The organism is Vibrio sp. M260112 (assembly GCF_036533775.1).
Classification (GTDB): Bacteria; Pseudomonadota; Gammaproteobacteria; order Enterobacterales; family Vibrionaceae; genus Vibrio.
Genome location: NZ_JATABH010000001.1, coordinates 192,570 through 217,100, shown reverse-complemented (window position 1 = coordinate 217,100; position 24,531 = coordinate 192,570). Strand labels below are relative to the sequence as shown.

The window sequence follows — 24,531 nt, the reverse complement described above, 5'->3', positions numbered from 1 at the left end:
CGATGGCTGGTTACCAACCCAAAAAGCGCAAAATGACTGCCGAAATTAACGTGGTGCCGTACATCGATGTGATGTTAGTACTGTTGATTATTTTTATGGTGACGTCACCTTTTGTTACCCAAGGCGTTGATGTTGAATTGCCAAAAACAGCAACAGCACAGCCCGCCTCCGAATTAGCGGGCGATAGTGATGCGAGTTTTATCATTGTCGAAATCGACAGAGAGGGTAACTTGGGCTTGAGCGTGAATGATGAAGAAGTCATGCGTGGTATTTCACTGCAAGATCTTATTGTCCGTGTCAAAGCGGAACTGTCGCTCAAACCCGATTCGCCTGTTGCCGTAGGTGGTGACGCTGCAACGCCATATGCTGACGTTGTTTTGGTACTGGATGAATTAAGCCGTGCTGGTATTCCTAAGGTTGGATTGCTAACGGACATAAAGGAATAGCTTTCGTTGTCCATGAAAGAAACTAAATCTAAACAGAACGACTACAAGAAGCCGATAGCGATATCGGCGGCTTTGCACGCACTCTTAATCGTCGCCTTGATCTGGGGGACTGATTTTACCATGTCGAAACCTGAGCCAACGGGCAATATGGTACAGGCTGTGGTGATTGACCCAAGCCTTGTTAGGCAGCAAGCGCAGCAAATTCGTAGTCAGCGTGAAGAAGCGGCGAAAAAAGAGCAAGACCGTTTGGATAAGCTTCGTCGTGAAAGCGAGCAGTTAGAAAAGAACCGCAAAGCTGAAGAAGAGCGGATCCGTAAGCTAAAAGAGCAGCAAGCGAAAGAAGCGAAAGCCGCTCGTGAGGCTGAAAAACAACGTATTGCTAAAGAGAAAGAGCGCAAAGCGGAAGAGCAACGTGCGCGTGAAGAGAAGCAACGTGTCGCTAAGCTCGAAGAAGAGCGCAAAGCAAAAGAGCAAGCGATCAAAAAAGCGGAACAAGAACGATTAGCCAAAGAAGCGGCGATTGCTAAAGCTGAGCAAGAGCGAATCGAACGTGAAAAAGCGGCCAAAGCGGCTGAAGAGAAAGCACGTCGTGAGCGTGAAGCAGCGGAAAAAGCGGAACAAGATCGCATAGCCAAAGAAAAAGCAGCGAAAGAAGCCGCGGAGAAAGCTCGTCAAGAGAAAGAACGCTTAGAGCGAATTGAACGTGAGCGTAAAGAGCAAGAAGCGGCACTGAACGATATCTTTGCTGGCCTAGAGACGGAGGCTGAAGCCAATACTTCAGCTCGGTCAAGCCACGTTGCAAACGAAGCGCAGCGCTATGGGGCGATCTATAGCCAACTTATTCAGCAAAATCTCCTACTGGAGGACAGCTTTAGGGGAAAGTCTTGTCGAGTTAACTTGCGTCTGATCCCTACTGGAGCAGACGCAATATTAGGTAATTTGTCGGTTTTAGGCGGAGACAGCCGTTTGTGCGCAGCTACGAAGCGCGCGGTGGCACAGGTGAACAGTTTCCCGCTGCCTAAAGACCCTGACATTATCGAAAGAGTTAAGAATATCAATTTAACCGTAGTACCTGAGTAATAAGGAAAAGCTTGTGTTAAAGCGACTAGTATTAGGATGTATGCTCACCGTGATGAGTGCGTTTCAAGTAGCCAATGCGGCACTGGAACTTGTGATTACAGATGGTATCGATTCGGCTCGTCCAATCGCTATTGTGCCGTTTAAATGGGAAGGCAGCACTAAGTTGCCTGAAGATGTCTCTGCGGTGATCGCATCGGATCTTCAACGCAGTGGTAAATTTAGCCCAGTGGCGACCAGCAAAATGCCACAAACACCCTACAGCGATGCCGAAGTAGACTTTAATGCTTGGACTGGTTTAGGCGTGGATGCTTTAGTTACCGGCTCAATCTCGCAAGATGCCAAAGGCGACTATGTGATTAACTACCAACTTGTTGATGTGGTTCGTGGTCAACTGACTCAAGGTCAAAGCAAGGCGCTTAGCGATGATGGTCAGTTGGTGCTATCGAAAGATCATGTACTATTTAACAAGCGAGCGACGGTACCGGGTAAACGCATGAGAGAGTACGCTCACCGTATCTCTGATCTGGTTTATGAGGCACTTACTGGTGAGAAGGGCGCATTCCTGACTCGTATCGCCTATGTGGTGGTGAATGATAAAGATCAGTTCCCGTACCAGTTACGTGTTTCTGACTACGATGGTTACAACGAGCGCCTTGTGCTTCGTTCTAAACAACCTTTGATGTCACCAGCATGGTCACCAGATGGTAAAAAACTGGCTTATGTTAGCTTCCAAAATGGCCAAGCTGAAATCTTCATCATGAACATCTACACAGGTGAGCGTGAGAAAGTTACGTCATACCCTCGTCACAATGGTGCGCCAAGATTCTCTCCGGACGGTTCTCAGCTCGCACTCGTGTTGTCGAAAACAGGCAGCTTGCAGGTTTACACGCTAGACCTGAATACTCGTAAATTGACTCAAATTACCAGCGGTCGAGCGAACAATACTGAACCGTTTTGGCATCCAGATGGTAAATCTCTCATCTTTACTTCGGATCGGGGTGGAAAACCTCAGATTTATCAAGTAGATTTGGCAAGCGGATCAACCAAACGTATTACATGGCAAGGGAGCCAGAATCTAGGTGGTCAAATTACCCCTGATGGTCGCTTCCTGGTAATGGTCAATCGTAGCAACACAGGTTTCAACCTAGCTAAGCTAGATCTTGAAACGGGCGCTATGCAGACGTTGACTAAAACGTTGCTAGATGAGTCTCCAAGCATCGCGCCAAATGGCGGTATGGTGATTTACAGCTCTATCTACAACAAAACCAATGTTCTTTCTATGGTGTCTATTGATGGACGCTTTAAAGCAAGGTTACCGGCAACAAATGGTCGAGTTCGTGCTCCAGCATGGTCACCGTTTTTGTAGCAAGTAAGTATCAATAATAAAGGAAACTATAACAATGCAACTAAACAAAGTTCTTAAAGGGCTTCTAATTGCGCTACCAGTTCTAGCGGTTACAGCATGTAGCTCAAGTGACGATGCGGCAAATGCTTCTGGTTCTACTGAGACAAACCAAACTCAAACTGTAGACAACACAGTTGTTTCACCAATCGACCAAAACGGCCTATTGTCTGAGCAAGAGCTAAAAGAGCAAGCACTACGCGAAACTCAAACTATCTACTTTGCTTTCGACAACGCAACTATCGCTAGTGATTACGAAGAAATGCTAGCAGCACACGCAGCATACCTAAGCAAAAACCCAGCTCTAAAAGTCACTATTGAAGGTCATGCGGATGAGCGTGGTACTCCTGAGTACAACATCGCACTAGGTGAGCGTCGTGCTAACGCAGTTGCTAAATACCTAGAAGCTCTTGGTGTTCAAGCTGACCAAATCTCTATCGTAAGCTACGGTGAAGAGAAACCACTTCTTCTAGGTCAATCAGAAGATGTATACGCTAAGAACCGCCGTGCAGTTCTAGTGTACTAATTGAGGAAAACCTCATGTTCAGTAACCTTAAGCGCATTGTTACGCTAACGTTACTGGCAAGTGCAGCGAGTACTGTTCTCGCTGCACCAGCTCCAGTATCCGACCTAAGCGGTAGCAATTCCGCCACTTCTTCGTCTTCAGTTCGTAGCAACGAAACTGATGTTCAGCGCTTAGAGCGCCTATTGGAAAACCGCAATCGTGTTCAGTTGCAAATGCAGCAACAATTAGACGATATGGCTAATGAAATTAGCGATTTGCGTGGCCAGCTTGAAAAAAGTACCTATGATATGCAGCAGATGTTGCAGCGTCAGCGAGAGTTATTTATTGAACTCGATAAAGTACGAGCTCAAGCGGCAGCCCCAGTAGCTAAGACAGAACAGAAAGATTCAGCGGCTAACACTGGTGGTACATTTAGCTCTGATATCGATGAGCAAACAGCGTATCAAAACGCAGTAGACTTGATTCTTAAGAAACGAGACTATACGGGTGCGATTGCTGCTTTTCAGCAGTTCCAGAAAGACTATCCAGATTCGAGTTTCACGCCAAACTCTCACTATTGGCTTGGCCAACTTTACTTTGCTAAGAAGCAAGATAAAGACGCAGTGAAGAGCTTTGCTGCCGTGGTGACTTACAAAGATTCAAACAAGCGTGCGGATGCACTGGTTAAACTTGGTGAAATCGCCGAGCGTAACAACAATGCTGCCCAAGCGAAAAAGTACTTCCAACAAGTGGTTGACGAGTACCCGAACAGTGCTTCGGCTAAGCTAGCGAACACCCGCTTGAATTAATAATAATTGCCATGAAAAGGAGCGCTCGTCGCTCCTTTTTTCTTTCCTGTCTATCTTATTACTAGGGAAACTGGAATAGACTCGCTTGTTGAGGTTACAATACGCGGATTACCGGAAGTTGCGTAGAGCAAGAGCAATGAGCCACATATTAGATACGATTGAAACAGTTTACCCTTTCCCTCCAAAGCCAGTACCGCTGACATCTGAACAAAAACAAGCGCATGTTGAAAACATCAAAGCGCTGCTTAAAGAAAAAGATGCGGTCCTAATTGCCCACTATTACACTGACCCTGAAATTCAGGCGTTAGCAGAAGAGACGGGTGGTTTTGTTGGCGACTCCCTCGAAATGGCTAAGTTTGGCAACCGCCACCCAGCGAGCACCCTAATCATCGCTGGTGTTCGCTTTATGGGTGAATCTGCCAAGATTCTTACGCCTGAAAAACGTATTTTGATGCCGACCTTAGAAGCCGAGTGTTCACTTGACCTTGGTTGTCCAGCGGATAAGTTTACTGAATTCTGTGATGCACACCCTGACCATACCGTTGTGGTTTACGCCAATACTTCGGCGGCGGTTAAAGCACGTGCTGATTGGGTTGTGACATCAAGTATCGCACTAGAGATTGTTGAGCACTTAGATTCTGAAGACAAGCCAATCATCTGGGGTCCAGACCGCCATTTAGGTTCTTACATCGCGAATAAAACTGGCGCAGACATGTTGCTTTGGCAAGGTGAGTGTGTTGTTCACGACGAGTTTTCCGCCGACGCTTTACGCAAGATGAAAGGTCTTTACCCAGAAGCCGCGATTTTGGTTCACCCTGAGTCTCCGGCAAGCGTTGTTGAACTCGCAGACGCAGTGGGTTCAACCAGTCAGCTAATCAAAGCGGCAAAAGAGTTGCCACAGCAGAAGATGATCGTTGCAACGGACAAAGGTATCTTCTTCAAGATGCAACAGTTGGTTCCTGAGAAAGAACTGATTGAAGCGCCAACAGCAGGGGCGGGCGCGACATGCCGCAGCTGTGCACATTGTCCTTGGATGGCGATGAATGGCCTGAAAGCGATCGAATCGGCGCTACGTGATGGCGGTAAAGAGCATGAAATCTTTGTTGATGAAGAAGTTCGTGTTAAGTCACTGATCCCATTGAACCGTATGCTCGACTTCGCTGAGCAACTGAATATGCAAGTGAAAGGCAACGCGTAAACGTAGAGTGTTGTCACAGATATAAAAACCAGCTTTCGTGGCTGGTTTTTTTATACTTGTGCTTGGGTTTAAATAACCATTCGTGAGTTAGAGGTAAGGAGCACCATGTCTCTTTGGTTAACGTTTAAAAAATGGTTGAATTCCAACCTGTTTAATCTGAGCAATCGCAACCTTGCGCTCTTGGTTGTTGCCTATATTGTTGTTTCTTGGTCGCTACTTAGCCTGAGTGGTGAGCATGCACTCACTTCAGAACCTTCGACCTTTATCTATTTTTTGATGGTGACGGCATCGACGGTGGGTTATGGCGACCATTCACCACAAACCTCGCTCGGTAAGTGGATTGTCGCATTGCTTGTTATTCCGGGTGGATTAACCCTGTTTGCGGCTTTAATTGGACGCTTAGCAGGCGGCGCCGTGGATTACTGGCGTGCAGGTGTATTAGGAAAACGGAGAGTTGGTGTGGAAAATCATATATTGCTTTTAGGATGGAATGGACAACGCACTATTCACCTGATTCGAATGCTGCAACATGAAGAAGAGGGAAAGCGCCCGATTGTGTTGTGTAGTCGTTCGGATATTGAAAACCCACTTCCTGGTGAAATTGGATTCGTCAAAGTGACCAGTTACACCGACACACAAGAGATGGAAAAGGCCGCAATTGATAAGGCTGGCTGTATTGTGGTTGATAATTTGGAAGACGATATTACTCTTTCGGCCGCTCTCTACAGCGCCAATGTCAATCCTAGTGCGCATCTACTCGCCTATTTTAAAGATGAGGCGTTGAGCCGACTGCTAAACCAGCACTGCCCGAATGCTGAGTGTATTCCAGCAGTAGGGGCAGAGATGCTTGCAAAGGCAGCGGTTGACCCAGGTTCGAGTGCGCTTCATCAAGAGCTGTTAGCGTCGACTCGAGGTATGACGCAATATTCCACCGTCTATCCGCAATCTATGTCACCGATTAAGGTCGAACTGGCCTTCGACTATATGAAGCGCCACTTTCACTCAACCTTGATTGCTTTAGATGTAGGAAAAGGAATAGAACTCAATCCGGATCTGGAGCGTGAGATTGTCGCCGGAGCCAAGATTTTTTATATCGCTGACGAGCGAATAGAGAATTTTGAGTGGGAAAAACTCAGCTAGTATCAATGGCCGTTCGGCTTTGCGAGCGGCCATTTTCAATAGTGTTACTCTTGTTCAGCCAGCATTGAGCCGCGCATAGCCAGTCCGCACAGCATGGTTGGAATTGCGTTGAAGATCTCTTCAAACTGTTCTAGACCTTCAATCCCTTGCTCAGACAATGTAGCGATTGAGGTCTCTGGATCGTAAAGCATACTTAGCGATAACAGCACGCCGCCAAGTAAGGCGTTGTCTTCGCTGTCTTCTGGCATAATGGTTTCCCAATCATCACGAGAAAGCTGCCAGCCTTGCAATACGCCTTCACAAAAGTCGCGAGTGGCTTCAGTGACGATATCTTCTTCATCTAGTGCGCAGCCTTCTGGCCACTGCCACTGGTTCGACAGTAGAGCAGGGCGGTATGCATTCCATAACGCTATAATCTGCTCAACATAGCTCTCGAGCTGCTCGCCATCACTAAAAGGCGCCACTTCTTCACCCCCCCATAGGAAAGGTAGCCATTCATGGGGAGTAAGGATATGAGGCGCGGCTGCCATGGCAGTAATAAAACCATGGGTCTTCGCTTCGTTGATGAGCTTACCTTCAAGCTCTGGTAATGCGAGCAGTTGTTGTAGAGTCAATTTAGACACCCTATTAAAATCAGGACATGTGATATGGCAATGGTAACAGCCCAGACTTGGGAGAAAAAGGTTGCTGTCACGATATATTCGCTATAATTTTTTATAAACAGTCAAAATTCAAAGATTTATGGATATACGTTCATCACTGAAACGGAAGAGCATCGTCGCCCTAGCAGTTTACCTCGCTATAGTGATTACCTTAATTGGTACCATTAGCTATTTGGTGGTAGAGCCTCCTACGCGTGAACAACTAGAAATGAATCTCGATTTGCGAACTCAGCTCATCTCGTCGCAGATTGGGGAGCCAATTAACAGTTCTCTGGGGATCTTGCAGGGAATTGTGAGTTTGGGCAGCAACCCCGATGATCAAGAACATAAGGCCGCGATGCTATATAACCTCTTCTCTCTGATTGATGGCGTTACCGTTAGCGGCGGTTTGTGGCCAGTGCCGCCCTCCATTGATCAGGATACGGGGCTTAAAAGCCTTTTCTTTAACCGAGCTAATGATGGGCAGGTGGATCGGATTTTGTCGTGGGATAACCCTGAATCCGGTGGATACGATCAGGAATCGTGGTACGTCTCTGTCGTCGAAAAACCGATTGGTACCGTTTCTTGGTCCCCGGTTTATATTGACCCTTTTACCCATGTTCAGATGATTACCGCTTCTTCGCCTTACTACGTCAATGGTGTCTTTGCTGGCGTGGCGACAGTAGATATCTCACTAGAAACACTCGTTGAATTTGTTCGCTTACATGCTGAGGAGTATGACTTAGGGGTTATCCTGAGGGACGGCTACGGTGACGTGATCATGGAATATAACTTTCAGTTGGCAGATGGTATCTATATTAGCCAGCATCAGTTCGGGGATTTCAACTGGAGCGTCGATGTGGTCAACGCCAAACGCTTAGTGGACGAACAGGTTTATGATGTAGTGTCTAAGGTTGAAGCCGCGATCGTACCGATCATGCTTGTTTGTGTCATGCTAGGTTACTTCCTTATCAACCGTTTTCTCATTGCGCCAATCAGTGTCATCGCCCGCAGTGTTGATATGTCTAAAGAGGGCGGTAGCATCGACATCCGCTACAACAGCAATGATGAGATTAAGTATTTGATCGATTCGTTCAACCAAAAAACGGTCTACTTAGAAGCAGAAAAAATCAAGGCTCAAGCCTCTACAAAAGCGAAAAGTGCTTTTCTTGCGACTCTGTCTCATGAGATTCGAACCCCAATGAATGGGGTGCTGGGCACCGCGCAGATCTTACAGAAGACAGAGCTCAACCAAGAGCAGCGCAAACACCTAAAAACACTCTATGAGTCAGGGGAGCACATGATGACCTTGCTGAATGAGATCCTCGATTTCTCTAAAGTAGAGCAAGGGCACCTTGAGCTTGAGTACCATCCATTCCCGCTGGAATCGATCATCGGCAGCGTAAACAGCGTTTACTACACCTTGTGTGCAGTGAAGGGGCTGCAATTTAAAGTCTATTCTGAAGTTCCAACAACGCGTTGGTATAAAGGTGACAAAGCTCGTTTGCGGCAGATTTTGTTCAACCTGCTCAACAATGCAGTTAAGTTTACCTCACGAGGCTACGTTGAAGTCTATTTCAAAGAAGAACAGCGCAACGCTCGAAATTACTTACTGATCCGAGTGAGAGATACCGGCATAGGCATTAAGAAAGATGCCCAGCAGAAAGTATTTAAGCCGTTTGAACAGGCAGAATCTTCCACCACTAGGCGCTTTGGTGGTACAGGGCTTGGTCTAGCGATCGTAAAACAGCTATGTGAACTTATGGAGGGGGAAGTACGGCTTACCAGTGAGTTAGGGATTGGTTCGAGCTTTGAAGTTTCACTCTGTATTGAGCAGTGCCAGCCAGTGTTCTCTGAGCTGATTGAACATCGCAAGCTGGATTACAACGGCTTAAAAGTGCTGATTGTTGAAGATAATCGAACTAATGCAATTATCCTGAATACCTTTATGACCAACAAAGGGTTTACTTGTGAGTGTGTAGAGAACGGTGAACTGGCGGTACATGCTATTGCAACAGGAAGCTATGACTTGGTGCTTATGGATAACCATATGCCTGTCATGGATGGCGTAGAAGCAACTTCGGCAATCAGAAGCCTAGCGGGCTCTCAGAGTGAGATCTTAATCTTTGGATGTACGGCCGATGTGTTTAAAGACACGCGTGAACGAATGTTTGGCGCAGGAGTGAACTACATTGTTTCTAAACCGATAGACGAAACTGAGTTGGATGATGCCCTGCTAAGCCACTCAGATAAGTTATATCAGTTCAAGTCAGAGCTATTCCGCTGCTCAAAGGAAAATACTGCAATCAAGCTTGAAGAGCCTTTGATGATGTTTTTCATGGCGATTGAAAATCAAGAACTCGCAGAGGCGCAGGAACGTTTAGGCTCAATAAAACAGCAGCTTGAAGGCGTAGCTGTCCCTTTGCTTCAGGAAAATATCGATACCATTTCATCCTGCTTGGCCGCAGGAGAACTCCCCAACCAAGATGACTTAGATGTCCTTGCTGTACAAATGAAAGACTACTGTAACTAAATTACACCAAGTTGAGTGTTTTTTAATCTAGATTTCAATAGGTAGCGAATTTATCTAACTTTATCACCAAAAGTGGTTGTTTATTTACCACTTGAGTTTAACTTCAGCATCCAATTCTGAATAATTAGTGCTCTAATAGCGACATAAACCAGTGTGCTTTCTGGTTGTGGTTGAAAGTTTTATTGTGTCGTTGTTTTTGTAGTAATTTATGTTGAGGTAAGGGTAAAAATGAAAGCTCGTGGGCCTTTTTGCATCCGTAACGCGGCTGCAGATACGTTTGCAATGGTAGTGTTCTGTTTTGTATCTGGAATGATCATTGAGATCTTTGTTTCAGGAATGACTTTTGAGCAATCGCTGGCATCAAGAACGCTTTCTATTCCTGTCAATATCGCCATTGCGTGGCCATATGGTCTTTTCCGCGACTTTATGCTTCGTCAGGGTCGACGCATTTCAGACTCTGGTGTGGCGAAAAACCTAACTGACCTCATCGCTTATGTTCTGTTCCAGTCTCCGGTTTATGCTGCCATCCTGTTCACGGTAGGCGCTTCAACGGATCAAATTATTACGGCTGTAACGTCTAACGCTATTGTCTCTTGTGGCATGGGCGTACTGTACGGTTACTTCCTTGATATGTGCCGCAAGTGGTTTCGAGTACCGGGCTACTATCAACAAGCCTAGTTGGTAAGCCGCAACCGCTTCAGTTGGACTAATCATGAACGAATTAGCTAGTAAGTGAGCAAACAAGCCAACAACAGCGCTTTTTTTCGGGATTGGGCTTGACCTAACTTAATAGAATCATTAAATTAGCGCCTCGTTGGTTAACAAAACCAACCTACAATACGGTGAGTTGTCCGAGTGGCTGAAGGAGCACGCCTGGAAAGTGTGTATACGGCAACGTATCGAGAGTTCGAATCTCTCACTCACCGCCACATTCTTGAAAGAAGACGTCCTAGGACGTCTTTTTTTACGCCTCAAGATCATTGAAATCAATGAGTTATGTCCGAAAGTGTCTAGTGTTGTTCTACACCATCTGCGTTTTAGGTGTAGCTTAGATAGTATACGGATTTTTCCATCTATCTAACTACCTACACTTTGCACCTCGATTTACGCTTAGAGTCTCATTCATTTATAGCGATTTTTTGATGCTTTGTTTTTCATTAAGTTATTGAAAATTTAGTTAAAAAAACCAATGAGTGTAGGTGGTTTTTTGTGCGGCCGTTCGACCAATTAATCCACCTACACTTTCGATTCAGGAGGTGCTCGTGGCGAACTTAAATAAGTTGACAGCAAAGCAAGCTCAAACTTTGTTTCAAGTGGCCCTAGAGTGGCGCGATTTTAAATCGAGCCAGCTTAAAGCAAAAACACTTCACGGCAACTGGCGAAAACTCGAAATTCATGCGCTACCGAAGTTGGGTTCGATTCCGGTTAAGTCGATTCGAGCGCCGTTAACCATTGACGTCTTAAGGGGGTTAGAGAGTCAAGGTAAGCTAGAGACTGTAAAACGAACCGCGCAATTGCTCAATGAGGTGATGAACTTTGCGGTAAACAGCGGTTATATCGAACATAACCCGTTGAGTGGCATTCGAGATGTTTTTAAAAAGCCTATTGTTGAGCACATGAAGGCGCTTAGCCCTGACGAAATATCCGATTTAATGAGAGCGCTCGGTCACGCGAATTTATACATAACAACACGTTATCTTATTGAGTGGCAACTTCACACGATGACCAGACCTTCTGAAGCGGCGGGTGCGCGCTGGGATGAGATCGACTTCAATACTAAAGTATGGATCATTCCAAACACTCGGATGAAAATGAAGCGTGAACATAGAGTGCCGCTTCCTTATAAGCCAAGGCTCCACCTCCGGCGATCAATACCAAGTCCGCATTAATGCTTTCGTCACGCATGGATTGGCGCATGGCTGTAAGAGCAACAGGCGCTACCTTTTTCATGGCAGCATTCAGATAAGGTGAAATATCGACCTTTTCTCCAAATAGCAGCACTTTGACGTTATGAACTGTGATGCTGCGCTTAGGCGTCACTTGATGGGCACCTTTTAAACGCTTCACAAGGTCAGACTTACGTTGTGGTTCATGAAACTGGGAAACCGGTAATCCAGTGACAACCAAATCGATGGACTCAGTTTCAGCCATTAACAAGGCGGCATGAAAAAGCGCCTTATAGGTTTTTGTGGTGGGATATTCCGGGTGAAGCTCTCGTTCCCAGCCTTGAAGGCGTCCAGCAGGAACACCAGCGGCCCAACGCTCATTATCGACAGACACATACAAACAAGTGTCATCATCGCCTCCACCGATACGCTCTGGCATACGTTCAGCAGGACCGGCACCCGCAGGCAGAATAATGGTTTTTGGTTAACTGCCTGATTGGCCAATTGCCAGCTTCAGGTTTGAGTAACCGATATCTACGCCTAGTACAAACATCCTTATCTCCTGTGTACTCAAAGTGCTCTAACGGTTTGCAATCAACCGCACTGGCCATGCTTGGGCTATTCCAAGTACTCTGGCGGTTCACTCAAATGTCATTATCAGGATTCGGTGCACTGGAGGTGGGCAGAAAGGTGACAAATCCTTTCATCTATCTGCCTATTGCATTTTCGCAAAAGTATGAGAATAGGCTCTGTTTGGCGGCGGATGACTGAGCCAAAAAAAATCGAGACGCCAAACGTCGTTTGCATTCTGGCCTGAACTCGCCAAACGGATAGTGGTTTTGGCTTTTGGGGTTAATTGGATGGGGGAATTGGTTTGGTAGAAATCGTCAATGAGCAATGGAAAGCGGAAGTATCAAATTTATTGCAGCTAGAAGCGGACAGGCTAAAAGCGCTGGCACGAGCTGAAGTTGATGACTTTTGGGTTACCCATTACAAGGTTCGTGAAAATGAGCCCTTTAAAGATTGGACCAAGGTACTTTGGGACGGATCGTAGCGGGAGCCATGGTACTGGTGGGTATTGTGGGCGGTATCGCTCGCCAAAGCTTGATGGCTTTTGCCTTGGGCATTGGTGGCGGTATGGGGCTCTACAACACACCAACCGTCGTTGAAAGTGTTATGTCCGCAACCTTACCTGTCGTTGCCAGCACTCAAGAAGTCATTGGCACAACAGTTCCAGCAATCAGCGCCGTTTTACTGGGCACTTAATAATATTGACGGCTTCTCGTGTGATAGGGGAGCCGTCATCTCACTCTGCGGACAATGATTTTTCGATATCGCAGATCCGTGGCATAAGTACTAAAGGGTCAAACGTCGATTCTTTGAAGCCAAATTTCTTATAAAACGTTTGCGCACTGCTATCAATAGCATGGACTAAGATTCCTGCTCCACCGACAGCGTTCATTGCTTGTACTGAGCGAATGATGCAATCTTTTAAAAGACCGGCTGCAATGCCTTGACCTTGATAGACATTATCCACCCCAAGCCTTGCTAGAATCACCATGGGAATGGGATCAGGACTATTTCGTCTTAGTGAACTGAATGCTTGCTCTCTGGAAACTGATCCCATGGCAATGGCATAGTACCCAACCACTTGATGAGTATCAGTGTCATTGACCACATACACTCTCGCAGTTCCCCGTTTTTGACTTTTTAACGCCTGTTTTCTTAACCAGGTATCGAGTTCTTCGATGCCACATTGAAAGGCGTTAATTTGGTGCTCATCAGTGAGTAGAGTGGGTGCACTTATTCCCAAGGCGCTTTCCTTTTAAACAGATCTTTCATGCCTTCAAGAGTCTGTGGCTCTGCACGAAGTTCGTTATCAAACGCTTCAAAAGCCTTTGCTTCAAGAACAAAATCCCGCTGCTCGGCCAGTATGCTATGTGCTTCATTGAGCGCTGCTTGCTGAATGAATACGGTTCTATCGACTTTTTTTAAACTTGCTGCGGCATCGATAATGTCTCTCACCGATGGCAGGACTCGCATGTTGATTGGCGCTGTTTTTGTAGCCATCACATCATCCTCTGTATATCTACTTAATACACAGTTTAAATGGTTTTTGTGTATAGTCAATAGATACACTAGGTGTAGACCTTTTCATTTCAACAATGCCACATTAGCGAATGTGGTTTACGTTATTTGGTATATTAATACCTAAAGTGTTAAAATCCCTGTCACAATAAACCAAGTGGTTTATACTGTTCGTGATATTCATACTTTGGTTTTTAAAATGTCATCTAAAATAAACTGGCTTGTTGCTCATACTTCTCCTGGTGCGCTAGTACTTCAGCAATGGCTGACTGAAAACGGTGTGAGCTACTCCTTGGCTCAAAAGTACGCGCAGAACGGTTGGCTGAAGAAGCTTACTTCTGGTGTGTACTATCGTCCAAATGCGCAGGGCGATATAAAGCCAACTTGGGTTGATGCCATTCAAGCATTAGATGTGCAGTTGGGCGTTTCAGTTCATTTGGCTGGATTGAGCAGCTTAACTCACCAAGGACTGAGTCACTATTTACAGCTGAACAAAGAGCAAGTTTGGATTTGCGTTAAAAACAAGTCGTCCTTACCGAAATGGTTTCGTGAATTCCCTTATCAGAATTGGTTTTACTGTGGAAACCATAAGCTTGAAGTGAATCCCGAGAAAGATTTGAAAAGGATCACGGTTAAAGAGAAAGAACTCACTGTCAGCTGTGCAGAACTTGCTGCCTATGAAGTGGTAGACGCGATTGGGAAGCTGATTTCATTTGAGCATGTCGCAGAATTATTTCAGGGTTTAGTCAATCTTAGCCATAGAAAAGTACAAGATATTCTTGAACGAAGCAGCTCTGTTCAGGCAAACCGAATATTTCTATTTCTGGGGCGATACTACGATCACCAGTGGGTCAATCGTGTAGATGAAACAAGAATTAAATTGGGTGCAGGAAAGCGGCAGGTTGTCGAAAAAGGACGTTTTGATGAGCGATATCAAATCACAGTGCCAGAGATATTAAGCGTCAAAAAAGGTGAACAACATAATGGATAAAGCCCCCTAGTTAGATTGCGATTTCTTCAATCTATCTAACCGAGTCCACATAGAACAACAGCATAGACTTGAGCCTCGATTTACATTAACGAGGACTCCTCATGCGAAAACTATCTCCAATTATTCTGGCGCTTGCGCTGTCTCCATTGGTTCAAGCTGAACCTGTGTCTGAAGTGTCGCCCGTTGGCAAAATTGACGGCATGGTTTCTTTACCTGTCACGGGTATGAAAGCGGTCGATACGCAAACGTGCGGATTTCCTCGATGGGGGCACGGTTCAACCGATAGAAGAATCGACCCAGACTCAGGTACGCAACTTTCAACTGATCGTCACCTGCAAATTGCCTTTGGAAAGTCCTATACCGACGGAGCGTGAATTAAGTCGAGCATCTGCGCTTCGGGCTTCTTTCTCGCAAGCGCTGGCAACAGTTGGTTTTCGCGTTACTGAGATGACTGACCGAAACTGGCTAGGTTTGAACCACCAAGTAATGTGAAAATGCTGTACATCTGGGCAGACCACGATCTCTCTGAGACAGGCCTGAATGCAGCGAATGAACTCAATAAAAAAGCCTGGCAGAAAGGCATTCTGACACAAGTGCTGATCCCTCCGATACCAACGTCACTCGGCGTGAAAAGTTGGGATTGGAATGATGTGCTGAATGTTTACGGTGCTATGGGCTTTCCTAAAGTTCATATCTAATCCAAGGGGCTTCGCCCCCTTTTTTTGCGCCTTGCATATTTGAAAAAACATGGATAATGAAAATAGATTACTAGATGGGTGGTGTTGCAGATATCCCAGCTCTACTTGACACTGAAGCGGTGTTTGCTGTGTGGCTTAACTCCAAACACATAAGTTTGGCATTTCGAAACTACTCAATGTGCTAAAACGGCTCCCACTCGTGATGTTTTTACTATTTAAATGAGAATTATATTCATTTAGTCTTCCGTTGATTTAATTTTTAACAATTAAGATGTAGAGACTCACAATGAATAAAATTGCAGTATTTGCGGCTATAAGCTCGGGAGCCTTTGGGGCCATCCCGGTTCTAGCAGCCGACAACGTGAATGAAACGGTGATAGTACAAGCCACGCGGGTAGAGAAAGACATCAAAGACGTCCCTCAGAGTATCGATGTGTTGACATCAGAAGAGATCAATACACAGCGCCACCGTACTGTCGCTGATGCAATCAAAGCCATCCCCAACATTACGTTGTCTGATATTGCGGGTGACTATAATTATGTTCAGATTCGTGGTTTACCGCGGAATCTCGAGCAGGCCAATGTGCCTATTTATGTCGACGGTGTACCGCAAACCAGTTTGTATGGCCTTAACTTATCTTTGCTTGATGTTGAGTCGATTGAATTTTTGCGAGGTCCTCAAGGCAACATATACGGCAGCAATGCTCGTGACGGCATTATTGTCATTACCACGAAAAAGCCTGCCAATGAGCCGACCGCTAGTGTGAAAGTCGGCTCTGCAAACTATGACGAGAAAAGTGCTCAGTTGCTTGCCTCTAGCGCATTGATTGACGATGTGCTCAGCGCAAAAATTGCGATTAATCATCTGAAAAGGGGAGGTTTTGTTGAAAATACCTATCTAGATAAATCGGTTGACGACAAAACGCAAAACAATCTGGCACTCAGTTTTTATTGGACACCAGATACAGACTGGTCAGCGAGTTTGTACATGGATTATGGTGAAACGGACGGTGGGGCATACCCGTACGTTCCGGGAACATCGCAGCCAAGTCGGGGGGACGATATTCAAACCGCGATGGATGTGGATGGCGTTTTTGAACAGAAATCGAAAGGTGTGGCGCTGAATCTCAGCTGGGACTTCCATCCTGAATGGGCATTTAACTCGGTGACTGGGTATAGGAGCATCAACACCTTTGGCCGTTTTGATGCTGATCTGGCGGTTACACCAGCGGCAATGTCCATGCTTGTCGACACATGGCTTGATGAAGAGGACTATTTCCAAGAGCTGAGACTGACGTCTACGCCGGGTGTTTTGCCAGTGGATTGGATTGTGGGTGCGGCATACTACAGAGTCACAGAAAACAACCGTAACCGCGCGGCGATGACGCTGATGGACATGGACCTTACCAAGGTTGCTGGTGATTATAGTCGAGATACCTATACCGCTTATGTTGATGTTATCTGGCGTTTTTCTCCTACCTGGACTGTCAATGTGGGGGGCCGTTATACCAAAGAGAATTATGAGATTGACTCGGCTTTCTACAACTTGTTTTTAAACCCAGCGCAAACCCAAGGAGATTACTCAACAGATTATGACGAGTTCTTGCCCAAGCTTGCGATTAGCAAAGATTTTGGCCGTGATCATACGCTGTATGCCAGTTATGGTGAGGGTTTATTGAGTGGCGGTGGCAGTTGGATGGCCGAAGAAACCACGGTGTCTGGAGAGCGTTTGGGTTATGGAAAAACGTATGAGCCAGAAACGAGTGAAGTGATCGAGTTTGGTTATAAAAGCTACTGGTTAGATCGTACTGTGATGGCTAACATCAACCTCTTTGAAGCACGCGTTAACAATTACCAATATGCTTACCCAGATGCGGGTGGCAATGCTCGCATCGCATCGATCCAAGAAGTTCGTTCGCGGGGTGTAGAAGGTTCGATCTCGGCCTTGCTGACAGAAGCGTGGCAAGCTGCGTTAAGATTTGGCTTCAATGACGCCAAAATCACTCAAGTTGATGGTTACACAGGCGCGAGCATGGCGCAGGGTAACCGAGTTCCCTATGCGCCGAAGTACGATGTCCATCTAGAAAGCACCTATTTAGCACAGCTAAGCGATGACTGGAGTTTGACACCGAGTATCAGTGTCAGTCACTTTGGCGAAGTGGCACAAGATGGTCAGGGTAAAAGGTTCCAAGACCCCTATTGGGCTGTCAATGCCAATCTGAACTTCATTTATCGCGATGACTATTCCATCCGTGTGTGGGGGGCAAACCTAACCGATGAGCGTTATCAAACCTTTTCCGTCAACTGGGGGGGAGCCGATTACAGTACGTACGGAGAACCACTGCGATTTGGGCTGGATTTAGAAGCCAAATTTTAGTGTCATGCCATTTTCAAGGCAGCACGCGATGTGCTGCCTTGTTCGTATCTAAAGGGAATCATTATGCAAAAGCGCGAGATACATCCACTAACTTGGCTGTTTCGTCAGTGTCAATCTCACCAGTGGATGCTCTGGTTATCGATTGTGCTTGCAGTGATGGCAGCAGTCTTGGCGCTCGGACCTTATTACATGGTCTACTTGATTGTAGACCGACTGCTTCTCGGGGTGGCTGCTCTCGAACTCTGGTCGCTGGCGAGCGTGGCATTCGTCCTCATGTTAGGGCGCTACATCTGTTTGTTGTTATCAGTGTATTTATCTCACCATTGTGCCTTTCATGTGCAGTACGGGATCCGTCAGTCTGCCATTGACAGTCTGTCTAAAACAAAACTGGGTTTCTTTAGTCAAAAAAATAGTGGTGAGCTGAAAAAAAATCTGACGGAAGACATCGACCGCATTGAAGTCTTTGTTGCCCATCAGTTACCTGATTTAGTGTCTTCGTTTGTGCTCCCTTTGGCCACGTTTGCCTTGTTAGTGTTGATTGATGCGAGAATGGCCTTGATTGCGCTAATTCCAATCCCGTTGGCACTGCTATGCCAAGTGGCACTTTTTCGCGGTTATAAGGAAAAAGCTGAGCAATACCACGAGTCGGTGGAAAAACTGAATCGCTCGGTGACCGATTTCGTCAAAGCCATGCCAGTTGTGCGCTTGTTCGGTATCGGAGAGCGATCTTACCGTCAGTTGGAACATAACATCGAAAGCCACAAGCAGTATGTCGAGTCTTGGACGCAAAGTGCGGCTTGGCCGTTCTCCCTATTCAAGACGGTGTTAGGGTCTGGGCTAGTATTTCTTGTGCCTTTTGGGCTCTACTTCTGGTCCCAGGGGGCGCTCAGTGTGTCCGGATTTTTGCTCTGCATCTTGCTTGGTGTGGGAATGCTTGAGCCCTTGTTTAACCTCACTCTGCTTGGTACCTATTTGGGGCAAGTCTTTGAAGGGGTAGCGCGGCTTATGAAGATTGTGGCGTTGCCTAAAAATGAGACCAACCCCAATGAAACCGAGATTCGGGCGTTTGATGTCGAGTTCAAACAGGTGGATTTCGCTTATGAAGGCCACGATAAGCTCGCCGTCAACCACGTCAGTTTTAGTTTGCCCGCAGGCAGTTTGACTGCGATTGTTGGCCCCTCGGGAGCAGGGAAAAGTACGCTTGCCGCTCTGCTTGCCGGGTTTTGGGAGCTCAGCGGTGGTGAGATTTTGATTGGCGGGCAATCCTTATCCACTATGTCGGAAGAACAACGGATGGATGTCATGGCGTTGGTGTATCAAGATACCTTTGTATTCACCCAGTCTGTCAGGAGTAACCTGACAATGGGTAGAAGCTACCCAATGGAGAAGATCATAGCCGCTGCAAAAGCGGCCAACGCCCATGATTTTATCTGTCGATTGCCAGATGGGTACGAGACCGTCATCGGTCAAGAGATCCGTCTCAGTGGCGGAGAAAAGCAGCGATTATCGATTGCTCGCGCCATATTAAAAGATGCGCCAATTGTGGTGTTGGATGAACCGACATCTCACTCAGATGCGACTAACCAAGCTTTGATACAAAGCGCGTTGAGTAACTTGATCGCTGGGAAAACCGTCATCATCATTGCTCACCGTCTAGCGACGATACAAGCGGCAGATCAAATACTCGTGATGGAAAAAGGGGCGCTCATAGAGCAAGGAACGCACCGAGAGTTGATTGAGAGAAAAGGGCTATATGCTGACCTATTGCAGGTCAGTCAGCGGACGCAGACTTGGTCAATAGCCCGGCGCACAGAGCAAAAGGAGATGGATTGTGCTTAAGCAAATTATGCGATTATCAAACGGCTCGAAAGCCACTCTTGGCAAAAATGTGGCAGTGGCGGTGGCGGACGCGCTCACCGCTGCGGTGCCGATGTTTTGCGTTTTTTTTATTTTGGTGGAAATGTTGCAGCCGTCACCTTCTGATTCGCGACTTATCATGTATTGCGGCTTAATCGTTCTTTGCGGGTTGTTACGGCTGATCGCTGTAAGAGCGACTTTTCTTACCCATAGTGCGTTTAGTACTCATGCTGGTTACACGATGCGAACCCATTTGATGAAAAAGCTCACTCGTATCCCGATGGGTACACTGCTTTCATTCGATTTAGGTACGCTGAACAACACCTTACTCAAGGATGTTGAATTTGCAGAGCAGGCACTCTCGCATGTGATCAGCTATGTGCTCGGCATCTGCTGTGTTTTGTTGCTGCTGATGGCTGGATTGTTCGCTGTGGACTGGCGCTTAGCGTTAAGCATGCTGGTTGGTTTTCCCATCGCGGCCGCTCTATTTTTGTGGTTAACCCGCCTTACTCATCGTAGCAAGAGACTGCTATTTCAGGCTGCTGATGCGCTGAGCAATGCAATCTTCGAGTACATCATGGGTATTCGTGTATTACGAGCCTATGGGCAAGCCAATGGAAACCTGTTGTCGCTAAAGGATAAAATGAAGCAGGCGCGTGATGCGAATATCCGATTTGAAATGGGTGCCAGCTTGGCCCCGGCCGCTTTGATCATTTTTTCAGAAGCTGGATTTGCCTGCTTAATACTATTTGGTCTTTATTCGATAGGGACTCAGACACTCTCACTTACGGTATTTTTGTTATTTTTGCTCATCTCAATGCAGTTTTACCGACCATTAACGCAATTGGCGATTTTACTCTCCCAATTACAGTTTTTTAAGGCTTCGATGGCGCGCATCGACGGTGTGTTGCAAGAGCAAGAATTGAGTAGAGAAAAGTGTCTGCTAGCTCCGTTGATTGGACATGACGTTGAGTTTAAGGGGGTGTGTTTTGGTTACCAAGGCAAGCGTTTGTTCAATCATCTCAACATGGTGTTTCCAGAAAAATCGGTTACCGCGATTGTCGGGCCGTCTGGCTCTGGGAAATCATCCCTAATGAGTTTAATCGCACGGTTTTGGGATACGGACGAGGGGACGGTTACAATAGGTGGACGAGATGTTAAGTGCATGGGCCAAGAGGAGATTTCCCAATACGTGAGCATGGTTTTTCAGGACGTCTATCTTTTTGATGACACCATTTATAACAATCTGGCGATGGGTCAAACTATCCCGCTAGAGCACTTGGAAAACGTGTGTCGTCAAGCGCAGTGCTGGGAGTTCATTCAGCGATTGCCAGCCGGTCTCGATACTATGGTGGGCGAAGGCGGAATAAGACTCTCTGGTGGTGAAAAGCAGCGAATTTCGATTGCCCGTGCCTTATTAAAAGACGCACCTATTGTACTGTTGGATGAAGCGACCGCAGCGTTGGATGCGAGTAATGAAGAGCTCATTCATAGTGCGATCGCGGCGCTGGTTAAAGAGAAAACGGTGATAGTCGTTGCGCATAACCTAGCAAGTGTCCTTCATGCAGATAAAATTGTTGTCTTGACACAAGGTGAAATAGAGTCGGTTGGTCGCCATGAGCAGCTCATCAAAACGTCAAACGTATACCAAACGTTATGGAATGATCAGTTGCTATCGCAAGGGTGGCGTGTGTAACTTTATGTTTTAATTAAATTGAACCCGCTAGGCCATATGCTGTATATTCTCAATTGATAATTATTATCAATTGTCGGTTGATGAGTTACACATACGATGAATACAGAGAGATGTCATCATGGCCTATGTAGAAAGTAATCTTGAGTCTGCCTTTAAAATGCTTACGGGTTATGAAGGTGGTGGTGAAAATCGTCTGGCCGAGTATGCCACGACAAAAGTCGAGCTTGATGAAGCGGTTTGTCTTGGACATGGGTATACCGTTGAGCTCGCACCAGGATTCAACATCACTTACAGTGATGTGATTTTCAAACACCCCACAAGCTTTACTGAATCAGCGCAAGACTATTTTGGGGCGTGTCTGGCCATTGAGGGGAAAGTGGAAGTGAAAGTTTCCGGTGAACCAGACTCGATGACCATTAATAAAGATAAAGCGCTGTTTTTTGTCTGTCATCAAGGTGACCTGGAGTTTCGTTACGACACCTCACAAACTAAGTTCATTAACTTTTGTGTGCCCAAGTCAATGATGCAGTCATTGTTTGAGGATGACGCTGTTAGACATTTTGACTTCAATTTCTTTGAGTCCGTCCAGGTGACGAACGATATCGTTAAAAATGTAGATGAGATTTTTCGTTCCAAATTAGGAAAGACTGCGAATAGCCTCTATCTGCAAGGGAAGGTGTTGGAGTTGCTCGCACTGCTTTATCACAATATGCATCAAGATGTGACCTTATGCTGTGGCATGACCTCAAGAGATTTGGATTGTATCCAACTGGCGGCGAGGATCATGGAAGAGCGTATGGAATCGCCACCCTCCCTGATTCAGTTGTCTCGGCAAGTCGGCATTAACGATAATAAGCTCAAGAGAAACTTCAAAATCGTTTTTGGTGAAACTGTGTATGGTTTTTTGTCCAATAAACGGATGATTAAGGCGGGAGAGCTGTTGGCAAACGGAGACCTATCCGTGCAGGAAGTGGCTCATCGAGTGGGCTTTAAGCATGTCGGCCATTTCTCTAAGAAGTTCAAAGAGCAGTATATGTGCAGCCCAAAACAGTATCGACGTAAGTCGGTCCAAGCGGAGTAAATAAATGGCTCAAGCAATGCTTGAGCCATTTATTTAGTGCGCCGAGCATGGTGTCAACCTAGGAGGTGAAAGTCCTCTACGTGCTTTGTCGAGCAGGAAACGTTAGCCTATGCAAGGGTGTCCATCGTGAGGTGGAATCTGAAGGAAGCAAATGGCAAAACATAGCTTTGACGAACAGAAATCTGGTAGTAGGCATAGTCAACTTGGGTAACCTAGCTAGAGATAGAATAGCCCGAAGTCTCGAACAGAAGTGTGATTATGTAAACCAGGCAGAGCTATGGGGAAATGTGTCATCTTACCTCGCGAGGTCTTATCGCCTGTCTCATTAGAGACTAATGCAATAGTGATGTTGTGTGATGGGCATAAGAAGTCAGCAGAGGGCATAGTGCCTATGATTTAGGGGAGGCCTGAACCAAGGTTTTAGATAAACAGGTAACAAATTCTCAGTGTGTACGGAGTATCAGTAAAGAGTAGAACCCCTACAGCTACGTTAGAATTATGTGGAGAAGTCGGAAATGGATCTGCAACTCATGAAGAGAGGCAAGACATAGTGGCGTCGGAGTTAAACAGTGAATCTAAGCCAACGAAAGTTGTTATGCCTTGGAACCGCCGTATGCGACCCACGCTTGTACGGTGGTGTGAGAGGACGGAGGCCGTGAGGCCTCCTCCTACCCGATTGCAGTAGTGAGTTCGGTTCTGACGAGGTTTCTGTTGAGCTGAAGGTAGCTTTGCGTCCCAAGCAGCAGTGCAGCAAACGTCAGCCCACATGTTAGTAAGAGCCAGATATGTTCGATATTGGGTTGCTCAACCAGCCAACCTTTGACGCCGATGAAATAGCTTATGGGAATAATGATAATCCAATACACGAACAACACGGTCACCAAGGGTTTAACGAACTCCTCAAGCCCACGTAAGATGCCGGCACCCACCATTTGTATCGCGTCCACAAGCTGGAACATCGCAATAAAGAGGATGAGGCTTGAGATCAGAGTCACGACTTCAGGATCGTCGCTGAACCACTGTGCGATGTATTGGCCAAAAGCTAAGATCACCACGGTCATGATGGCACCATACAGGGTGGCCATAGTAAGAGCGGCGAGGCCGGCGCGCTTGGATTCTGATGGCAGAGACTTACCACGGTAATTGGACACTTGGATAGTCGCGGCACTGCTGATGGCAACCGGGATCATGAATACAACCATGGCAATGTTGATCGCGACTTGATGCGCTGCTACCACCTTAGTGCCCAGTGCGGACGCGAAGAAGGCTAACGCCGTCAGTGCTAACACTTCGAGGATGAGGGCAATACCAATCGGTAAGCCTTCGATCAATAGTTTTTTCGCTTCAGTGGGGTCGGCTTTGCCTACGGGGGGAGTTAGGGTTTGAAGCGAACGGCGGGACAAGAGGATTAACCCAGCCAGTGCGCAGTACGTAGCGATGGCGGTGGCGATTCCACAGCCTAAGCCTCCCAGTTCGGGAAAGCCCCAATAGCCGTTCACCAACACTAGGTTCAGCCCGCTATTGATCAGCAAAAGTAGTGCGCCCGTTAGAGCGATTGGTTGCATGTTGCCGCGTCCTTCATTGAAAAACCGGTAAAGGACCATGTACGTGAGACCTGGCAACGCAAACGCAACGGCATGAAGATAATTTTGAGTGATTTTGGCTACGTCCTGAGCGGAGATGAGATAGGGAGCCAAGAAGGCGAATACCTGCACCAGACAGAACCCGATTAACGAGAGCACAGCAGCGTTACGTTTTCCGAGAGCGAGCAGTTTCGCACAGGTCTCAGAATCCTGTTGACCACTAGCTGCGGAAAATTTGGGCACCAATACGTACATGATACCCGTGATTAAGATAGCGATCGGAGTCCAAATGTTACTGGCTAAGCCAACGGCGGCAAGATCTCGGTAATGGAATTGGCCAGCCAAGAGTGTGTCGACAAGTCCCAGCGAAGCTTGACAGATTTGGATAAACATTAATGGTAAAGCAAGCTTTATCAAGGGCATATATATGGGGGCGGGGTTCTTCATTTTTTCATCCGTGGTTTAAGTGGTTTCACTAGACTTGGCTATTTTGGCATGTAAACAACATTATTTTTGTCAT

The 24,531-nt window shown here is 46.5% G+C and carries 18 protein-coding genes, 1 tRNA gene and 6 pseudogenes; 20 read left to right on the top strand and 5 right to left on the bottom strand.

The annotated features are described in order from the left end of the window. The first annotated feature begins 2 nt into the window (after nt 1–2). The 7 genes from QTN95_RS00845 (at nt 3) to QTN95_RS00815 (ending at nt 6,580) form a co-directional block, all read left to right on the top strand. On the top strand, nt 3–446 hold the full coding sequence (locus QTN95_RS00845; protein ID WP_138972452.1) for an ExbD/TolR family protein: 444 nt from the start codon (nt 3–5) through the stop codon (nt 444–446). Between the two features lie 12 nt (nt 447–458). Beyond that, nucleotides 459–1,526 (top strand): cell envelope integrity protein TolA, encoded by a 1,068-nt coding sequence (tolA, locus tag QTN95_RS00840; RefSeq protein WP_331416039.1) that lies wholly within the window; start codon nt 459–461, stop codon nt 1,524–1,526. 52 nt (nt 1,527–1,578) lie between these two features. Then, on the top strand, nt 1,579–2,892 hold the full coding sequence (tolB, locus tag QTN95_RS00835) for a Tol-Pal system beta propeller repeat protein TolB (RefSeq protein WP_426951262.1): 1,314 nt from the start codon (nt 1,579–1,581) through the stop codon (nt 2,890–2,892). Between the two features lie 34 nt (nt 2,893–2,926). Continuing rightward, nucleotides 2,927–3,454, top strand: a complete 528-nt coding sequence (gene pal, locus QTN95_RS00830) for a peptidoglycan-associated lipoprotein Pal (protein WP_138972454.1) — start codon at nt 2,927–2,929, stop codon at nt 3,452–3,454. A 14-nt stretch (nt 3,455–3,468) separates the two neighbouring features. After that, the gene (gene ybgF / locus QTN95_RS00825) at nt 3,469–4,242 is read left to right on the top strand and encodes a tol-pal system protein YbgF (RefSeq protein ID WP_331415990.1); all 774 of its coding nucleotides are present in this window, start codon (nt 3,469–3,471) and stop codon (nt 4,240–4,242) included. Between the two features lie 136 nt (nt 4,243–4,378). Then, the gene (gene nadA, locus QTN95_RS00820; protein WP_331415989.1) at nt 4,379–5,440 is read left to right on the top strand and encodes a quinolinate synthase NadA; all 1,062 of its coding nucleotides are present in this window, start codon (nt 4,379–4,381) and stop codon (nt 5,438–5,440) included. A 105-nt stretch (nt 5,441–5,545) separates the two neighbouring features. Then, nucleotides 5,546–6,580 (top strand): potassium channel protein, encoded by a 1,035-nt coding sequence (locus tag QTN95_RS00815; RefSeq protein WP_331415988.1) that lies wholly within the window; start codon nt 5,546–5,548, stop codon nt 6,578–6,580. A gap of 44 nt (nt 6,581–6,624) precedes the next feature. On the opposite strand, the gene QTN95_RS00810 is transcribed toward QTN95_RS00815, so the two are convergent. Continuing rightward, nucleotides 6,625–7,194 carry a UPF0149 family protein gene (locus QTN95_RS00810; RefSeq protein ID WP_331415987.1) on the bottom strand — a complete coding sequence of 190 codons (570 nt, stop codon included), beginning with the start codon at nt 7,192–7,194 and terminating at the stop codon, nt 6,625–6,627. A 127-nt stretch (nt 7,195–7,321) separates the two neighbouring features. Here QTN95_RS00810 and QTN95_RS00805 point away from each other — a divergent pair, with 127 nt between their 5' ends. The 4 genes and pseudogenes from QTN95_RS00805 to QTN95_RS00790 form a co-directional block, all read left to right on the top strand. Next, nucleotides 7,322–9,754 (top strand): hybrid sensor histidine kinase/response regulator, encoded by a 2,433-nt coding sequence (locus QTN95_RS00805; protein ID WP_331415986.1) that lies wholly within the window; start codon nt 7,322–7,324, stop codon nt 9,752–9,754. A gap of 228 nt (nt 9,755–9,982) precedes the next feature. Then, nucleotides 9,983–10,432, top strand: a complete 450-nt coding sequence (locus QTN95_RS00800; protein ID WP_331415985.1) for an L-alanine exporter AlaE — start codon at nt 9,983–9,985, stop codon at nt 10,430–10,432. Between the two features lie 163 nt (nt 10,433–10,595). Then, nucleotides 10,596–10,683 (top strand) — tRNA-Ser (locus QTN95_RS00795). A 348-nt stretch (nt 10,684–11,031) separates the two neighbouring features. Next, nucleotides 11,032–11,592, top strand: a pseudogene (locus QTN95_RS00790) (tyrosine-type recombinase/integrase); the annotation flags it as partial. Here the strand turns inward: QTN95_RS00790 and QTN95_RS00785 are convergent. Continuing rightward, nucleotides 11,585–12,193: pseudogene (locus QTN95_RS00785) on the bottom strand (ParM/StbA family protein); the annotation flags it as partial. The pseudogenes QTN95_RS00790 and QTN95_RS00785 sit on opposite strands and share 8 nt — an antisense overlap. 411 nt (nt 12,194–12,604) lie before the next feature. Between QTN95_RS00785 and traA the strand changes: the two are divergent. Continuing rightward, nucleotides 12,605–12,906 (top strand): annotated as a pseudogene (gene traA / locus QTN95_RS00780) (TraA family conjugative transfer protein); the annotation flags it as partial. A 40-nt stretch (nt 12,907–12,946) separates the two neighbouring features. Here the strand turns inward: traA and QTN95_RS00775 are convergent. Together QTN95_RS00775 and QTN95_RS00770 are read right to left on the bottom strand one after the other, a co-directional pair. Further along, nucleotides 12,947–13,453, bottom strand: coding sequence for a GNAT family N-acetyltransferase (locus QTN95_RS00775; protein WP_331415984.1), 507 nt, complete (start codon nt 13,451–13,453; stop codon nt 12,947–12,949). Beyond that, a complete protein-coding gene (locus tag QTN95_RS00770) occupies nt 13,444–13,710 on the bottom strand; it encodes a type II toxin-antitoxin system TacA family antitoxin (protein WP_000212004.1) in 267 nt (88 codons plus the stop codon). Before QTN95_RS00770 ends, QTN95_RS00775 begins: the two co-directional genes overlap by 10 nt. 217 nt (nt 13,711–13,927) lie before the next feature. Here QTN95_RS00770 and QTN95_RS00765 point away from each other — a divergent pair, with 217 nt between their 5' ends. From QTN95_RS00765 to QTN95_RS00730, 8 genes and pseudogenes are all read left to right on the top strand, one after another. Then, a complete protein-coding gene (locus QTN95_RS00765; protein WP_331415983.1) occupies nt 13,928–14,719 on the top strand; it encodes a type IV toxin-antitoxin system AbiEi family antitoxin in 792 nt (263 codons plus the stop codon). Nucleotides 14,720–14,820: 101 nt separating this feature from the next. Continuing rightward, a pseudogene (locus tag QTN95_RS00760) lies at nt 14,821–14,961 on the top strand (DsbC family protein); the annotation flags it as partial. Beyond that, a pseudogene (locus QTN95_RS00755) lies at nt 14,948–15,187 on the top strand (TraC family protein); the annotation flags it as partial. The pseudogenes QTN95_RS00760 and QTN95_RS00755, both read left to right, overlap by 14 nt. Beyond that, nucleotides 15,181–15,417, top strand: a pseudogene (locus tag QTN95_RS00750) (toprim domain-containing protein); the annotation flags it as partial. The pseudogenes QTN95_RS00755 and QTN95_RS00750, both read left to right, overlap by 7 nt. A 286-nt stretch (nt 15,418–15,703) precedes the next feature. Continuing rightward, nucleotides 15,704–17,794: a TonB-dependent receptor gene (locus QTN95_RS00745; RefSeq protein ID WP_331415982.1), complete on the top strand. Its 2,091-nt coding sequence runs from the start codon at nt 15,704–15,706 to the stop codon at nt 17,792–17,794. Nucleotides 17,795–17,857: 63 nt separating this feature from the next. Then, nucleotides 17,858–19,633 (top strand): ABC transporter ATP-binding protein, encoded by a 1,776-nt coding sequence (locus tag QTN95_RS00740; protein WP_331415981.1) that lies wholly within the window; start codon nt 17,858–17,860, stop codon nt 19,631–19,633. Next, nucleotides 19,626–21,347 carry an ABC transporter ATP-binding protein gene (locus QTN95_RS00735; RefSeq protein WP_331415980.1) on the top strand — a complete coding sequence of 574 codons (1,722 nt, stop codon included), beginning with the start codon at nt 19,626–19,628 and terminating at the stop codon, nt 21,345–21,347. The genes QTN95_RS00740 and QTN95_RS00735 overlap by 8 nt, the downstream gene beginning before the upstream one ends. 118 nt (nt 21,348–21,465) lie before the next feature. Continuing rightward, the gene (locus QTN95_RS00730) at nt 21,466–22,428 is read left to right on the top strand and encodes a helix-turn-helix domain-containing protein (RefSeq protein WP_331415979.1); all 963 of its coding nucleotides are present in this window, start codon (nt 21,466–21,468) and stop codon (nt 22,426–22,428) included. Nucleotides 22,429–23,096: 668 nt separating this feature from the next. Here the strand turns inward: QTN95_RS00730 and QTN95_RS00725 are convergent. Then, complete coding sequence (locus tag QTN95_RS00725) at nt 23,097–24,458, bottom strand: MATE family efflux transporter (RefSeq protein WP_331415978.1); 1,362 nt, start codon at nt 24,456–24,458, stop codon at nt 23,097–23,099. Between the last annotated feature and the right edge of the window lie 73 nt (nt 24,459–24,531).

What these genes read in the sequence shown, in the direction of transcription:
- QTN95_RS00845 (WP_138972452.1), top strand. Translation starts at nt 3, where the DNA reads ATGGCTGGTTACCAACCCAAAAAGCGCAAAATGACTGCCGAAATTAAC.
- tolA (WP_331416039.1), top strand. Translation starts at nt 459, where the DNA reads ATGAAAGAAACTAAATCTAAACAGAACGACTACAAGAAGCCGATAGCG.
- tolB (WP_426951262.1), top strand. Translation starts at nt 1,579, where the DNA reads ATGAGTGCGTTTCAAGTAGCCAATGCGGCACTGGAACTTGTGATTACA.
- pal (WP_138972454.1), top strand. Translation starts at nt 2,927, where the DNA reads ATGCAACTAAACAAAGTTCTTAAAGGGCTTCTAATTGCGCTACCAGTT.
- ybgF (WP_331415990.1), top strand. Translation starts at nt 3,469, where the DNA reads ATGTTCAGTAACCTTAAGCGCATTGTTACGCTAACGTTACTGGCAAGT.
- nadA (WP_331415989.1), top strand. Translation starts at nt 4,379, where the DNA reads ATGAGCCACATATTAGATACGATTGAAACAGTTTACCCTTTCCCTCCA.
- QTN95_RS00815 (WP_331415988.1), top strand. Translation starts at nt 5,546, where the DNA reads ATGTCTCTTTGGTTAACGTTTAAAAAATGGTTGAATTCCAACCTGTTT.
- QTN95_RS00805 (WP_331415986.1), top strand. Translation starts at nt 7,322, where the DNA reads ATGGATATACGTTCATCACTGAAACGGAAGAGCATCGTCGCCCTAGCA.
- QTN95_RS00800 (WP_331415985.1), top strand. Translation starts at nt 9,983, where the DNA reads ATGAAAGCTCGTGGGCCTTTTTGCATCCGTAACGCGGCTGCAGATACG.
- QTN95_RS00770 (WP_000212004.1), bottom strand. Translation starts at nt 13,710, where the DNA reads ATGGCTACAAAAACAGCGCCAATCAACATGCGAGTCCTGCCATCGGTG.
- QTN95_RS00765 (WP_331415983.1), top strand. Translation starts at nt 13,928, where the DNA reads ATGTCATCTAAAATAAACTGGCTTGTTGCTCATACTTCTCCTGGTGCG.
- QTN95_RS00745 (WP_331415982.1), top strand. Translation starts at nt 15,704, where the DNA reads ATGAATAAAATTGCAGTATTTGCGGCTATAAGCTCGGGAGCCTTTGGG.
- QTN95_RS00740 (WP_331415981.1), top strand. Translation starts at nt 17,858, where the DNA reads ATGCAAAAGCGCGAGATACATCCACTAACTTGGCTGTTTCGTCAGTGT.
- QTN95_RS00730 (WP_331415979.1), top strand. Translation starts at nt 21,466, where the DNA reads ATGGCCTATGTAGAAAGTAATCTTGAGTCTGCCTTTAAAATGCTTACG.
- QTN95_RS00725 (WP_331415978.1), bottom strand. Translation starts at nt 24,458, where the DNA reads ATGAAGAACCCCGCCCCCATATATATGCCCTTGATAAAGCTTGCTTTA.